Origin of the sequence: Chitinophaga sp. Cy-1792 (assembly GCF_011752935.1) — a bacterium.
In the GTDB taxonomy this organism is placed as follows: domain Bacteria; phylum Bacteroidota; class Bacteroidia; order Chitinophagales; family Chitinophagaceae; genus Chitinophaga.
In genome coordinates, this window is sequence record NZ_VWWO01000001.1 from 591933 (window position 1) to 606032 (window position 14100).

Annotated in this window: 11 protein-coding genes; 4 read left to right on the forward strand and 7 right to left on the reverse strand. The window is 46.2% G+C overall.

The window, feature by feature from the left end; genetic code table 11:
• The first annotated feature begins 147 nt into the window (after window positions 1-147).
• Window positions 148-1383: an NAD(P)/FAD-dependent oxidoreductase gene (locus tag F3J22_RS02485; protein ID WP_205195134.1), complete on the forward strand. Its 1236-nt coding sequence runs from the start codon at window positions 148-150 to the stop codon at window positions 1381-1383.
• A 72-nt stretch (window positions 1384-1455) separates the two neighbouring features.
• A complete protein-coding gene (locus F3J22_RS02490) occupies window positions 1456-3999 on the forward strand; it encodes a DUF3857 domain-containing protein (RefSeq protein WP_167013961.1) in 2544 nt (847 codons plus the stop codon).
• Here F3J22_RS02490 and F3J22_RS02495 read toward each other — a convergent pair.
• The 4 genes from F3J22_RS02495 to F3J22_RS02510 all read right to left on the reverse strand — a co-directional run bounded on the left by F3J22_RS02495 (window position 3996) and on the right by F3J22_RS02510 (window position 8075).
• Window positions 3996-4316: a Dabb family protein gene (locus F3J22_RS02495; RefSeq protein ID WP_167013963.1), complete on the reverse strand. Its 321-nt coding sequence runs from the start codon at window positions 4314-4316 to the stop codon at window positions 3996-3998. The genes F3J22_RS02490 and F3J22_RS02495 overlap by 4 nt on opposite strands.
• Window positions 4317-4338: 22 nt before the next feature.
• On the reverse strand, window positions 4339-5469 hold the full coding sequence (locus tag F3J22_RS02500) for an FtsX-like permease family protein (RefSeq protein ID WP_167013965.1): 1131 nt from the start codon (window positions 5467-5469) through the stop codon (window positions 4339-4341).
• A 74-nt stretch (window positions 5470-5543) separates the two neighbouring features.
• Window positions 5544-6194 (reverse strand): ATP-binding cassette domain-containing protein, encoded by a 651-nt coding sequence (locus tag F3J22_RS02505; RefSeq protein ID WP_167013967.1) that lies wholly within the window; start codon window positions 6192-6194, stop codon window positions 5544-5546.
• Window positions 6195-6293: 99 nt separating this feature from the next.
• A complete protein-coding gene (locus F3J22_RS02510; RefSeq protein WP_167013969.1) occupies window positions 6294-8075 on the reverse strand; it encodes a DUF4836 family protein in 1782 nt (593 codons plus the stop codon).
• A gap of 273 nt (window positions 8076-8348) precedes the next feature.
• On the opposite strand from F3J22_RS02510, the gene F3J22_RS02515 reads away from it, so the two are divergent.
• Window positions 8349-8627, forward strand: a complete 279-nt coding sequence (locus tag F3J22_RS02515; protein WP_167013971.1) for a YciI family protein — start codon at window positions 8349-8351, stop codon at window positions 8625-8627.
• A gap of 76 nt (window positions 8628-8703) precedes the next feature.
• Here F3J22_RS02515 and F3J22_RS02520 read toward each other — a convergent pair whose 3' ends face one another.
• Both F3J22_RS02520 and msrB read right to left on the reverse strand, forming a co-directional pair.
• On the reverse strand, window positions 8704-9723 hold the full coding sequence (locus F3J22_RS02520) for an SRPBCC family protein (protein ID WP_167013972.1): 1020 nt from the start codon (window positions 9721-9723) through the stop codon (window positions 8704-8706).
• 84 nt (window positions 9724-9807) lie between these two features.
• Window positions 9808-10293: a peptide-methionine (R)-S-oxide reductase MsrB gene (msrB, locus tag F3J22_RS02525; RefSeq protein ID WP_167013974.1), complete on the reverse strand. Its 486-nt coding sequence runs from the start codon at window positions 10291-10293 to the stop codon at window positions 9808-9810.
• Between the two features lie 338 nt (window positions 10294-10631).
• On the opposite strand from msrB, the gene mutL reads away from it, so the two are divergent.
• Window positions 10632-12542 (forward strand): DNA mismatch repair endonuclease MutL, encoded by a 1911-nt coding sequence (mutL, locus tag F3J22_RS02530; protein ID WP_167013976.1) that lies wholly within the window; start codon window positions 10632-10634, stop codon window positions 12540-12542.
• A 66-nt stretch (window positions 12543-12608) separates the two neighbouring features.
• Here mutL and F3J22_RS02535 read toward each other — a convergent pair whose 3' ends face one another.
• Window positions 12609-14093 (reverse strand): gluconokinase, encoded by a 1485-nt coding sequence (locus F3J22_RS02535; protein WP_167013978.1) that lies wholly within the window; start codon window positions 14091-14093, stop codon window positions 12609-12611.
• Between the last annotated feature and the right edge of the window lie 7 nt (window positions 14094-14100).

Below are 14100 nucleotides of genomic sequence, written 5' to 3' on the forward strand. Positions count from 1 at the left end.
GCTATTTTTTCCGGCGAAGATAAGTGATTAGCCATTTTCCCATACACCCCCTATTCATATTCTGCTTTTTTATCATGCAGTCATTCACTGGTATGAACTGCTAACAATTCCGTAACTTCCTGATGGAAATTCTATCAGCGAAAAATTATGGAAACTAAAGTGTGTATTATCGGGGCAGGTCCTGCGGGCGCCTGCGCTGCCCTGCAGCTCGCAAAATTAGGTATATCCTCTATCGTTGTTGACAAGGCAGTATTCCCGCGGGATAAGGTTTGCGGAGATGGCTTGAGTGGTAAAGTACTGACCATTTTAGAACGTATCGACAAGGATATGGGCAAACGCCTCCAGGAGTCAGTGTTCAAGCTGAACAGCTGGGGCGTGAAATTCGTAGCGCCAAACAGGCTGGGAATGGATATCCCTTATAAGACCAATTATAAAGACGATATGTCTGATCCCCGGGGATTTGTATGTAAACGTATTGACTTCGATAACTTCCTGGTAGAGGAATTAAAGCGCAGGCCGGAAATACAATTATTTGAAGGCAAAAGTATCGATAAATACCAGCTACAGGAAGATGGCTACCTGCTTTCCAATAACGACAACTCTTTCCAGGTAAAGGCACAGCTGATCATTGTGGCCAATGGCGCACATTCAGCCTTCACCAAAGATGTCGCCGGTATTAAAATGGAACCCGAACACTATGTAGCTGGCATCCGTGCCTACTATAAGGATATTAAAGGCCTCCATAAAGACAACTTCATCGAACTGCATTTCCTTAAAAATATGCTGCCGGGTTATCTCTGGATATTCCCGCTACCAAACGGAGAAGCCAATGTAGGCGTTGGAATGCTCAGCAACAATGCCCGAAACCAAAAGGTAAATCTGAAAAAATTAATGCTGGATACCATCGCCACAGACCCCGTGATGAAAGAACGTTTCGGCGATGCGAGCCTGGTTGGCTCCATTGACGGCTACGGTCTGCCACTGGGCAGTAAAAAAAGAAAACTGCAAGGCGAACGCTATATGCTGGCCGGCGATGCCGCCTACCTCATCGATCCTTTTACCGGCGAAGGCATCGGCAATGCATTGTATTCAGGAACCATTGCCGCCAATCAGGCAGCAGCAGCCATTAAAGCCAACGATTTCTCCGACAACTTCCTCCAGACTTATAATGATGAAATTTACCGCATTCTCGGTCCCGAATTACAACTCAGCACCAAATTGCAGAAACTGGTCAAATACCCCTGGCTATTTAATTATCTCATGAAACTCGGCAATAAGAACAAACAATTGGCCGAGCTGATGACTTGCATGTTTCATGAAGTAGATCTCCGCAAAAGATTAAGCAAACCTGGGTTCTATGTAAAATTGCTGTTTAACAGGTAAAAAAGATATAACTTGATGCCCCGTTGTAGCCACAGCAATGTGGTTACAACGTTAGGTTATCATTTATCCCTTATGCGCAAAATACTTTTCCTGGCAGTGTTGACCCTGCTGCTAATCCCTGTTGCCCTGCAAGCACAGCGCAATAAAATCTTTACTGACCCTGCTCCAACATGGCTGGTACCACATGCCGTACATCTCGACAAAAAACCAAACGCTAAAAATATCAGTGATGGTTATTACCACCTGGTTCAGGAAGAACAAAAAAACCTGGAAGAACATACTACCTACAGACATATCATCCGTCAAATAGTTTCCGAAACCGGTATCCAGAACGGATCTGAAATATCTGTCGACTTCGACCCCTCTTACGAGAAACTTATTTTTCATCACCTCGTTATTCGCAGAAATGGCCAGGTAATCAACCGACTCAACCCTGCTGCCTTTAAACTGCTGCAACAGGAACAAGACCTCTCCAGGTTCATCTACAGCGGCACCTATACCGCCCTGCTTATCCTGGAAGATATCAGAAAGAATGACCAGATAGACTTTGCTTACTCTATCCAGGGCACCAATCCCATCTTCCCGGACAAAATAAATACTACTTCCTATCTCCTCTCCTTTGAACCCATCGTAAATTACTACAAAGCTATCCTGGTAAATCCCGACAGGAAAGTGGAACTACGCACGTTCAATAAAGGCCTGACACCGAAACAACGCACCTGGCAACATTATACCTGCTATGAATGGGACAGTATTGTTCTCAAACAGCCGGAAACCCGCGACTATATTCCCTCCTGGTATACACCCTATCCCAGGGTGCAATTAAGTGAGTACCAATCATGGAAAGAAGTAGCACAATGGGCCGTTACAATTAACAATGCAACTCCCAACGGCAACGAAATCAATAAGCGTATCCAGTTGCTGAAAGATTCGTCGAAGGGAAATAAAACGTTATACCTACAGGAAGCCCTTCGTTTTGTGCAGGATGATATCCGTTATATGGGAATTGAAATGGGCGAAAATTCCCATAAGCCCAATCCACCGGATAAAGTGCTGCACCAGCGTTTCGGTGATTGCAAAGACAAATCACTCCTGCTGACAACACTACTCCGTGCCAACGGCATTGACGCCGTCATGGCATATGTAAATACTGATTTGAAAGGTACGATCCGAGAAATGCTACCTACACCATATGCCTTCAATCATGTGATCGTATATACGAAACTGAACAACCAGGTTTATTGGCTGGATCCCACCATCAGTATGCAACGCGGGCCACTAAACAATTTCTGTGAACCGGATTATGAGCTGGCACTCCTGGTGGCTGATTCCACTGCCGGCCTCACACCCATCATTCAGAAACAGCATGGCCGTACTATCATTAAGGAAACATTTACATTACCTGACGGCCAGAATGACCCCGGAGAACTTGCCGTGGAAACAATGGTCAGCAAAGGTGATGCGGATGACCTGCGATATGATCTTTCTGCTGCCAGCATACAGGATAAAGACAAATCTTACCAGAAATATTATAGTGATCTGTATGGAGACATTATCATCAAAGACTCCATGCAGGTGAAAGATAATCCGGATAGTAATATCCTCCGGATAACAGAACACTATCTCATCAATAATATCTGGAAAAAAGACAGCAGCACCAACAAGTTGAAATTCACTGCCATTGCACAGGAAATTAACAATTTGCTGCCTAAAGTGGACGAAGACAGGGATATTCCGATAAGATTACGTTATCCCTATGATCTCGATTATACCATCGTATTGAATATGCCTTCCGACTGGCCCATAGACTTCTCTCCTGCCAAAATACAGGCAGATAGCTACCAGATGGAGTTTAAGGCGGAAAAGAACGGCGATACCGTTATCCTGCATTACCGGATGATCACCCTGAAAGATCATATATCCGTAGCCGATATACCACAATATACCCGCGACCTGGCGGCTTTTACCAGCAATACAACCATTGACTTATCGGCAACGATGAATGGCAATCATACCAACAGCAATAAATGTAACTGGCTGACTGTATTTCTGGCGCTTGTTTTTGGGCTGATGACCACCCTGATGGCCATTATGGCTTATAGAGCCAATATGCCGGTGGAGAAGGAAATCCCGGCGCCTATTCCTATTGGCGGCGGACTTGCCATATTAGCGATCGCGCTGGTATTCTCTCCGTTAACAGAGCTTACGATGATTATAAAAAATGGTTATTTCCAGTTCGATACCTGGGCTACGATCGGAATCAGGGCGCATACGGGGAACATTACACTGGCGCAGTTACTGGTTGTTTCGGAGCTGTTTTTTAACATCCTGTTTCTTGGCTTCTCCGTGTTACTGGCAGTACTGTTTTTTAACAGGCGGGATACATTCCCGGTAGCATTGGCCACCTATTATATTATGCTGGCATTATTTATTTATATAGATAAAAAATTGACCCTGCAGATGTTTGAAGTGCCGTCGCAGCCGGATATATTCCAGACAAATTCCATTATCTGGCCAATAGTAAAAATGGCGATATGGATACCTTATCTGAAACTATCCAGCCGCGCAAGAGCAACTTTTGTGATGCCACACCCGGGAAGCCGGCTGGAACACTAGATCGTTTCTGAATCGAAGATGACTACCTTTTCCCAATACTGGTTACAGTTATCAACGAAGTTGAGGTGAATAGGATGCACCTGGTATACATCATGTGCATCCTGATTTGCAAATACACAGATCAGGCAGTAGCTGTAGCTTTTATCGATCACCGGGCGGTCTGTACTAGCCGGTTTGCCCACATTGAATACGGAAATTTCCTCAATACCACCCAGGCTGCTAACACCGGCTTCGAACCGTTTGATATCTTCTGCACTCAACCCAGGTTTGAGATAGAAGTTTACCACATGTACAAATTTCTTGTCGTAAGGTTTCATTATCTATTGTTTAGAGATTTCGCTATTGGTCTTTCAGAATGTACTTCCGCACAGTTACCAGGTTCACGATATATACCAGTATCAACACAGCGACTGCACCGCCAACGGTCCATATTCCCGGCCATGGCGACACCACCATGTCATGCTTTGCCAGCAGCTGTGACGCCTGGAACTGAATACCGGTAACCAGTATAATAGATACCACTCCTATAATGATATATAATGGCACAAATTGCCGGAGGAGATATCGTTGCAGCTGTTTAGGTGCGGTCCCTAATATTACCAGGAGCTGGATTTCCTTTTTGCAGGAAGCAATAATCAGCTGTATAAACATGCTGAAAACCAGCAAGGCAAAGAACAACAGGATCAGTCCGAAAAAGCCTACCACCGATACGATGGTTTGTACGATCAACCTGGTTTTACTGAATTTCAGCTTATCCTGATTGGTCGTATAGCCGTTATCGTCCAGAAACTTCACCAGCTGAGGGTTTGAAGGATCTGCCACTTTGATTACGATTCTGGAAGTTGCCGGAGCGGCATTGCTGCCATATGTTTTATTGGCCCAGTCCATAAAGCTGGCAGGCACCAGAAAGGAGGATATACGATCAGAAAAGCCTACTATATGTCCGGAATATTGTTGGGAAGTGGTATTATTAGAGATGACCACCAGGAGTGGTAATGCTTTGGCTGTTTCCTGCGAGATCTGCGGCAGGTCCTGACTTAAAGAGAAACCAAAGTTATAGAGGTTGAGGAAGTCGCTGGGAAGGATGATCGGGATGGTATTGTCTCCCTGGTTCCATTTCCAGTCTTCTCCTTTAACATCAATAAAGCTGTCGGGAACAGATTCGAAGAACATATCTGTTGCAAAATGCAGGTCGCCGGGCGCCTGTACCACTACATTAAACTCACTGGAGGTGATCAACCCGGAAGCCTGTACGAAGGGCTGTTTCCTGATATTTTCAATTTCTGCCGGTGAGAAGGTAGATTTTCCCGGTTGCCCCATCATGCTGTTGGTCACTTTTTTATTGATGACGAGGAAGTCGGCGGTTTCGTTCTGGTTTTTGTCGCTGTACAGTAGCTGGTTGAAGTCAGTATTGGCTTGTAAAGCGATCAGTATCAGCAGCATAGCGATTCCCAGGCCTACAGCGGCCATGATGAATCGGGATTTACCGACACCTGTTCTTATTATTTTTCTGAGAAGGGCAAAAAAGGCTCGCATAACAAATATTAAAGCTGGTAATGCACGTCATAGGAGAAGTGCTGGTCATCGTCCAGGTCTGTTAAGATAAATCCGGCTTTACGGGCACGGCATTCTTCCGCGATGAGGGCGGCGGCGCGGCGGGTATTTTCCTCATCAAGATGGCTGAAAGGTTCATCCATGAACAGCCAGTCGAACGGCTGTACCAGTGCCCTGATGATAGCAATGCGCTGACGTTCGCCATAGGACAACGTTTTACCGCTCTGGTCAAGGATATGCGTTACGTTTAGTCTTTCTGCCATTTCCCGGACCTTGTCCTGCTGGTAATATGGTGTGGGGTTCATGACCCTTTTAAGTTCTATATTTTCCAGTGCGGTGAGTTGTTCGAACAGGCGGAGGTCCTGGAATATAACACTGAGCTGCTGTTGCCGCATAAAGGCAATATCATTGCGGCTGTAATTGTTCCATGATTTGCCATTGATGAGCACCTGGCCGGAATAGTCGTACCTGATATTATACAGGTAGTGCACCAGCGTGGTTTTACCGGTGCCTGAAGGTGCTTTTACCTTCACGAAGGTGCCAGGCTGGAAGGTGATATTTTTATTCCATATGCCAGAATTCCGTTGCAGGATTTTGTCCTTCAGCGGTATTGGCAGGAGATTATCCAACTGAATTTGCATAGGACTAAGATAATATTTTAGGCACAAGAACAAGTGCCCGTAAAAGAAGAAAGCTGACCGGATAATGGTCAGCTTTCGGGTAATAAGAATGAAATAATATTAGTGCGCTTGTGTATCGGCAGGAACCAATTGGAGCAGGCTATCTTCTGCTGCCTGGTCTTTTTTCCTTTTTTCGTCTTTGGCCTGTTTCATTTTGGCCACTTCTGTTCCGAGTTCCACCAGCTGAACGAGGCTGTTTTTGCTCTCATCTTTGAAGTTGAGAATTACCTGACCGGTCTGAACGTCGCCGCTAACAGGTTGTGCAACCATTGTCAGGTCTTTGAAGAGACTTTTCACGCGGATCATCATTGGTTTCTCGTCTTCATCCACTTTATCTTCAGGGATGGTAGCCATTACTTTCTGCAGGTCTACCCAACCGCCGAACATGCTACCTTTTACTTTAGCAGCGATGCCATCAGGCAGTTCGATTTTTCCTTTACCGCCCAGGTATTGGTCCAGGAGGGCCTGGTCAGAACCGAGGGTAACAGATTTTTCTGTGAGTGACATAGCAGGGAATTGTGCAGCCATATCCGGGTTAGCCAGTACGTATTTGTCGCCTTGTTTGGTGAGCATACCCTGGAATAACGGAGAGGTCATAATTTTATTGAAAGCGTCCTTGTTGGCTACTTTCATATTAAAGATCCATTTAGAAGAAGGTGTTTCGGTAGAGTCTCCTTCGAAATAAGGATTAGGTTTTTTAGTGATCGCGAAATCAGAAGCTACGTATACCAGCTGACCATCAAATGCGTTCAGCAGATCGTCCATGGTGAGGCCGGAGCGCTGAGAGAGGCCCATATTAACCAGGCCGTCCATGCCAACAGATTTGATGATTTCACCCACCATATGGAAATCGAAACCATAAGCAGCGAAGCCGGTAATATTACCACCAGGGTATTTTTCCAGCATGCTCATATCAATTTCTCTTTTACCATATTTTTTGTAGATGGCCAGCATTTCCTTACCCATGTAGCTATTGACAGCTGCGGAGATTTTACCTTTCTCGAAATCAACGGTTGCGGTAACAGCGCTACCATCCATGAGTTTTTTGAAGTTGGCAGGCAGCATTGTCATCATACCGCTGTTGTAGATAGCTTCGGTATTGATGAACATGCCCATGTCCGCTTTTTCTTTCAGGAGTTTTTTGAAAGGCTCCAGGGTACCGGCGGTTTCGTTTTCTTTCAGGTGATAGATATGATCTGCTTCCGTGATGAGGGCTGCTGCTTCTGCAGGAACATCAGCGGTTACATTCGCAGTAGCTGCCGGTTTTGCAGAATCTGCTGCATTTTCTTCACCATCAGGAGAAGGCAGACCGTTTGCACCAGGAAGGTTGTTCAGTTTATTGGTATTGAGATTTACCAGGTAGATCAGCGTTTTATCGTTCCAGGTAATCAGGCCATTGCTTTTATCGTCCCAGGTATATTTAAAGTCTTTACCTGCTTTTACGTTATAGCTTTTGAGGTTTGTTTTCAGGAAGCTTTCGAATTTGCCGGCATCTTTCAGGGAAGCGGTAATTTCGGCGTAAGACTTATTATCATTGATGGTACCTCTTACGATAACAGAAGCGAAGAAGTTGCTGGTCAGGTCGATGCCGGAGTTCTGGGCATCTTTCCAAGATTTGGACATGGCGTCTGCAGTATCTTTGGACTGAGCGGCAGCCATGAGTTTATCCATAGTGAGGCCTTCAGTAAGCAGCTTCTGGCTTATCTGTTTGGCATTAATTTCGAAGATAACCCCTGCTTCTTTAGGGATATATTTACTTTCTTCTGGCACTTTGGAGCAGGCCGATAACAAGACCGCGGCTGTGCCAGCGGTTAACAACAATTTGGAAATGGTTTTTTTCATAAATGCTTATAATATATTAGGACTATAGAATGCGTACAGTTAGCAATCGGCGATGATGGGAAATCAGGAGTCACAATAACCGGGCATCACAAATCAACAGGGACAACTAACGACATTCCCACAATCGTGGTATTTTACGACATCAAAAGTACGTATATTTTTGTAGCTTATATGTCTATTTTTCCCTGGCCTTTACAATAATTTCTTTACCGATATAGTTAATACCTTTGTTACAGCTATGAAAATTTTCACTAAAACCATCGAAAAACCGTTATGTACCTGATCTTATTACAATACATCCGTCCTGTAGCGGCTGTAGAGCACTTTATGGAGGCACACACTGCTTTTTTGCAGAAGTATTATGAGTCCGGCAAATTCATTCTTTCCGGGCGCCGTAAGCCTAAATCTGGTTCACTGATACTTTGTAAGGCATCCAGCCGAAAAGAGGTTGAGGAAATCATGAAGGAAGATCCGTTGGAGAAATATCAGCTGGCGCTTTACGAGATAATAGAGTTCGAGCCGACTACGTACGCTACGGTTCAGGAGAAATAGCCAACAGACATAGAGAGCGCGACAATAGACGAATCACCAGGCCAGCTTTTATACCCACTCTTTCTATCTATCCCCGTTATTTCATAAAGTAGATGACTTTTGTAAGCCATTTGCTGGAATCTTTTTCATTGGCCGGATCTGTTACATACATTTCCATTATCGGAAGAACAATTTTCTTTCCGTTATCGTCTGCGTATTCGTGCAGGGCTACGTGTGCGTTGGCAATTTTGTCATAAGGCCCGTAATAATCAACGTAATACGCTTTAGCTGCCGGCAGTTTTATTATCTGTATACCACCACCTTTCAGGATGCTGCCTTCGGGCACTGGCACCGCTGCGGCCATATCTGCCTGATGCGTAATTGTATCCCAGGCAAAGAACAGGCCGCAGGGCACCCCTGGCTGTAATTTGGCAGCAGTAGCTGCGATATATATTTGTTTCAGGTTATTTCTGTAGAAGGCGGTAATGCCTTTTTGAGGGATAGATTTGCGTATAGCCGCGTACGTCGTGGCCGGATAATTCATTTCTTTCACCGTTTCATTCACTCCATTAGGACTGCCGGGGCCTCTTTTATCGGCCTCAGCCATACTTTTAAGGTTGTTTAAACCTTTCTGGAAGTCGGACGAAAAGGCGCCTTTCATAATCCAGCTCATCAGGTTCTGCGGGCGGTTGTACCTGGCGTCAAAACTCCAGACTACCTTGGTTTTCTTTCCTGCTTCAAAGAGGTTAAAGGAAACGTCGGCTTCTGATTTAAAAGGTTTTATGAAAGTCAGCTTCTGTTGTACCAGTTTATAAGGTTCGAGAGAAAGGTGTTGTAATTTTCCTTCTCCGATTTTTTTTCCGTTCCAGGAATAGGTGGCGCCTACGGTGCCATCATCTCCCAGAATAGTATAAGTGGTGGTGGAATCCATTTGCTTCCATGCGCTCCATTCGTTGAATTTCTCAAAGCGGACAATGTCGTTCCAAACGATACTGGCGGGGGCGTCAATTTCTACAGTTGCCTCCACATGCATACGGGTTGGAGCAATGAATATCAATACCAGAAAGAGAAAAACCAGCACTCCTATGATCCAGGCGAATGTTTTCAGCGCTTTCATAACTGCAAGGGGTTGATTACTATAAAAATACGGTTTTTTACGGTGCTTCCCTACAGTATTGTTGGCATGTTGGCAAGAAAATTACTATGATTCAGCCGGGTTGTTTTTTTCCTGGAAGTCTTTGTCCAGGTCTTTTGCCTGTTCAAAATCCAGGATGACAGAATTGATACAGTACCTTAATCCGGCAGGTGGCGGGCCATCGTCGAAGACATGCCCGAGGTGTGCGCGGCAGCGTCCACAAAGCACTTCGGTTCTATGCATTCCATGGCTGTTGTCAGGTGCATAGATTACGCTGTTTTTGTTTACCGGCTGAAAGAAGCTCGGCCAGCCGCAGCTGCTTTCAAATTTTGCATCAGAAACGAAGAGCGGGTTACCGCATGCAGCACAGAAGTAGGTGCCTGCATCTTTCTGGTTCCAGAATTTTCCGGTAAAGGCCCATTCGGTACCTTTCTCCCTGGCGATGTGATAAACCTCCGGTGGCAGAATTTTTTTCCACTCTTCATCCGGCAGGTTTACCTTCTCCGTTTCGGTACGGGAGTAAACTGCAGACTTTTTTGTTGCGTCGTCCATTTAATTTTCGTTTAGTCGTAATATGAGATGAGTATTTACAGTTGCAAAACCGTCCATGGCAATGGCATTGTGCCTGGGTTCCGTTGGTTCATAGCTGTTGGCATAATTGTATTAACGACTGATTAACACTAAAGTTGTCTTATTTACTAACAGATAGAATTACTCTAATATATTTTTTTGTACTATAAAAGTACGTATGAACACGCGGAATGGATTGTTCAGAACTGTAAATCAGCCGGATATTTAACAGATTTATCCACATAATGTTCTAAACTGTTTGATAATCACCCGCGAGCAACTAGCGATAAATTGTTAACTTAGCGGCAAAAGGCTAGTAAGTGGCGGATATCATCAATTTATTACCAGACAATATAGCGAATCAGATAGCTGCAGGAGAAGTTATCCAGCGACCGGCATCAGCGGTGAAGGAGTTACTTGAAAATGCAGTGGACGCAGGCGCAACAGAAATTCACCTCATCATTAAAGATGCGGGGAAAGAGTTAGTACAGGTAATCGATAATGGCGGCGGTATGAGCGAAACCGATGCCAGGATGTGCTTCGAACGTCATGCTACCTCCAAGATACAAACCATCGAAGACCTGTTCTCTATCCGTACAATGGGTTTCCGTGGTGAAGCACTGGCTTCCATCGCGGCCGTTGCCCAGGTAGAACTCAAAACCAGGAAAAGAGGCACCGATATCGGCACCTTCATCGAAATCGAAAACAGTGCGGTAAACATGCAGGAACCCTGCCAGACTGCAGAAGGTACCAGCATCTCCATGAAGAACCTCTTCTTCAACGTACCCGCACGCCGCAATTTCCTTAAAAGCAATGCTGCCGAAATGCGCCATATCGTGGATGAATTTATCCGCGTAGCCATGGCCTTCCCACAGCTGCAATTCACACTCACCAGCAATAACCAGCAATTATTTCACCTCGACAAAGGCTCCCTGAAACAACGTATCATAGCCATCCTCGGCCAGCACTACAATGCCCGCCTCGTCAACGTGAAAGAAAGCACCGATTATATGAACGTCTACGGGTTCGTCGGCAAACCGGAAACAGCCAAAAAAACCCGCGGCGACCAGTTCTTCTTCGTCAATAACCGATTCATCAAAAGCCATTACCTCCATCATGCCGTAATGAACGCCTTTGCTGACATCATCCCGGCAGACAGCTACCCGCTGTATGTCCTCTTTATTGACGTAAACCCTGAACATGTCGATATCAACGTTCACCCTACCAAACAGGAAATCAAATTCGATGACGAGAAAGTAATGTACGCCTTCGTACAGGCTGCCGTTAAACACGCCCTCGCACAATTCAGCGTTACGCCTACCCTCGACTTCGACCTCGACCCAAGTATTCAGCAGCTGGACGCTGTCAGCAAACCTTTTACTGCACAGCAACAAACGGAATCTACCCATTCCCCGCTCTACAAATCCTTCACCCAGGCCCACCAGGCCCACGTGATCGACCGTAGCAGCAATTCCAACAACCTGAAAAACTGGAGAGACCTCTACGATAAACCAGCGGCCTCACATAGCGAAAGCTATACCATGAGCGCCTACTCTGCCGATACTGAAACGGAAACTTCTGAAGAAGTTACCTACACCCAGCCGGCAGCCACCGCCACCGCTTCTGCCATCGATGAACGCTGGCAGGAAACCTCCAAAGACCTGAAAGTACCCGTACAGGTACATCAGCAATATGTGCTCTCTCAGATCAAATCAGGATTTATTCTGATAGATCAGCACGCGGCACACGAACGTATCCTCTATGAACGCTACCAGCGTGCCATCCAGGAAACACCAGTGGCTACCCAGCAAAGCCTCTTCCCACAAACATTACAGCTCCCCCCTGCGGATGCTGCCATCGTTATGGAAATGCTCCCTGATCTTCAGACACTTGGTTATGACCTCGAACCATTCGGTAACAATACCTTCGTTGTTCGCGGTACTCCTGCCGATATCCAGACAGGCAACGACCAGGCTACCATCGAAGGTTTGCTGGAACAATTCAAGCACTTCGCGCATGAACTGAAAGTAAACAGACGCGAACAGCTGATCCGCTCCATGGCACGTAACAACGCCATACCAGCCGGTAAAATCCTCTCTGCCAAAGAAATGCAGAATATCATCGATGAACTCTTTGCCTGCACCATGCCTAACGTAGCACCAGGCGGCAAATTCACGTTTATCTCCTTCAAACTCACCGATCTGGCAAGAATGTTTGAAAGAAATCAGTAATAACTTCTTATTATATAAAGCAAAAGACCCTAAGCCTCGGCTTAGGGTCTTTTGCTTTATATAATATTACCATTGCCAGTTTTTCAGCCGGCTATATAATTCTTCATATGCCTTAAACTTCCGCTGGTAAAAGTCTGCATAATCATCCCCCGGGTAAAAAACAACAGGAGCAATGGTTTCGGGAAAATCTACGGGAATACCCAATGTCTGGGCTGCCAGCTTAATCGCTCCCAGGGTGGAGGCGTCACTCTCTTCCTTCAGCGTCATCGGCTTCCCGAAGATATCCGCCATTAGCTGTATCCAGCCGGGAGACTGTGTAAAACCTCCGCTCACAGAGACTTTCCTAATGGGTCCGGCGGTTTCTTCCAACGCCTTACTGATACTGAGCAGCACGAAGCAGATGCTTTCCAGTACTGCTCTTACAAAGTGCGGCGCGGTATGTTCCGGGCCAATTCCCACAAAACCCGCGCTGGCATTGCTGTCCCAGATAGGTGCACGCTCTCCCAGCAGGTAAGGCATACAAAGCAGTTTATCCGGCGGCAGGGCCAACGCTTCTTTTATTAAGTTATCCACCGGCTGTTGGCTGTTCAGGAAATCCTTTACCAGCCACTGCAATAGGATGCCACCATTATTACTGGCGCCTCCGGTAATATAAATATTATCTGTCAGCAGATAGGTGAATAATCGTTGCTGCCTGTCTGTTGCAGCCTGGGGGATGGCCATTCTTATGGCGCTGCTGGTGCCGATGGTAAGGGTGGCATGCCCTTCGTCCAGGGCATCACTTCCCAGCTGGGCCAGGCAACCATCGCTGCCACCAATAACGATTGGGGTATCGGCAGGTATACCCAACTCCGCTGCTATCGCCGGTTGCAGGCCGGTGATGACATAATCAGCCGGTACGGGCAACGGTAGCTGTGCGGCGGTAATGCCGGCCGTTTTCAGGGCCAGTTCGTTCCACGTCAGGGTGTGAATGTCGAAAAGCCCGGTGGCGGAGGCAATGGAATGGTCCGTCAATAGTTGTCCTGTCAGTTGGAAGATGACATATTCTTTTATCCCCAGGAATGTTGTTGTTTTCAGGAAGATGTCTGGCTGGTATTTTTTTAGCCAGATGATTTTATTGAGGGGCGACATGGCATGCACCGGTGTGCCGGTGCTACGGTATATTTCTGCGCCGGCAGGGCTGTTACGAAGGGCGACCGCGTTTTCCTGGCTGCGGTTATCGGCCCAGATGATGAGTGGGGTGAGTAATTTCCCTGCTGTATCCATGGCCAGGAGGCTATGCATAGCACTGCTGAAGGAGATCGCGGCGGGCGGGTAACCGGTTTTCTGCACAATTTCCCTGATGCCATCCTTTACCGCCTGTAATATTTCGGCAGCATTTTGCTCACTATATCCGGGGGCCGGATGTGAGGTGGAATATGCCCGCTGAAAACTCATTTTCACTTTCCCGTCAATTCCCAGCGAAATCGATTTAGTACTGCTGGTCCCAATATCTGAACCGATGATATATGTCCTGTTTTCGCTCATAAAAAAACCTTCCGTTTTCGACATTTAATTT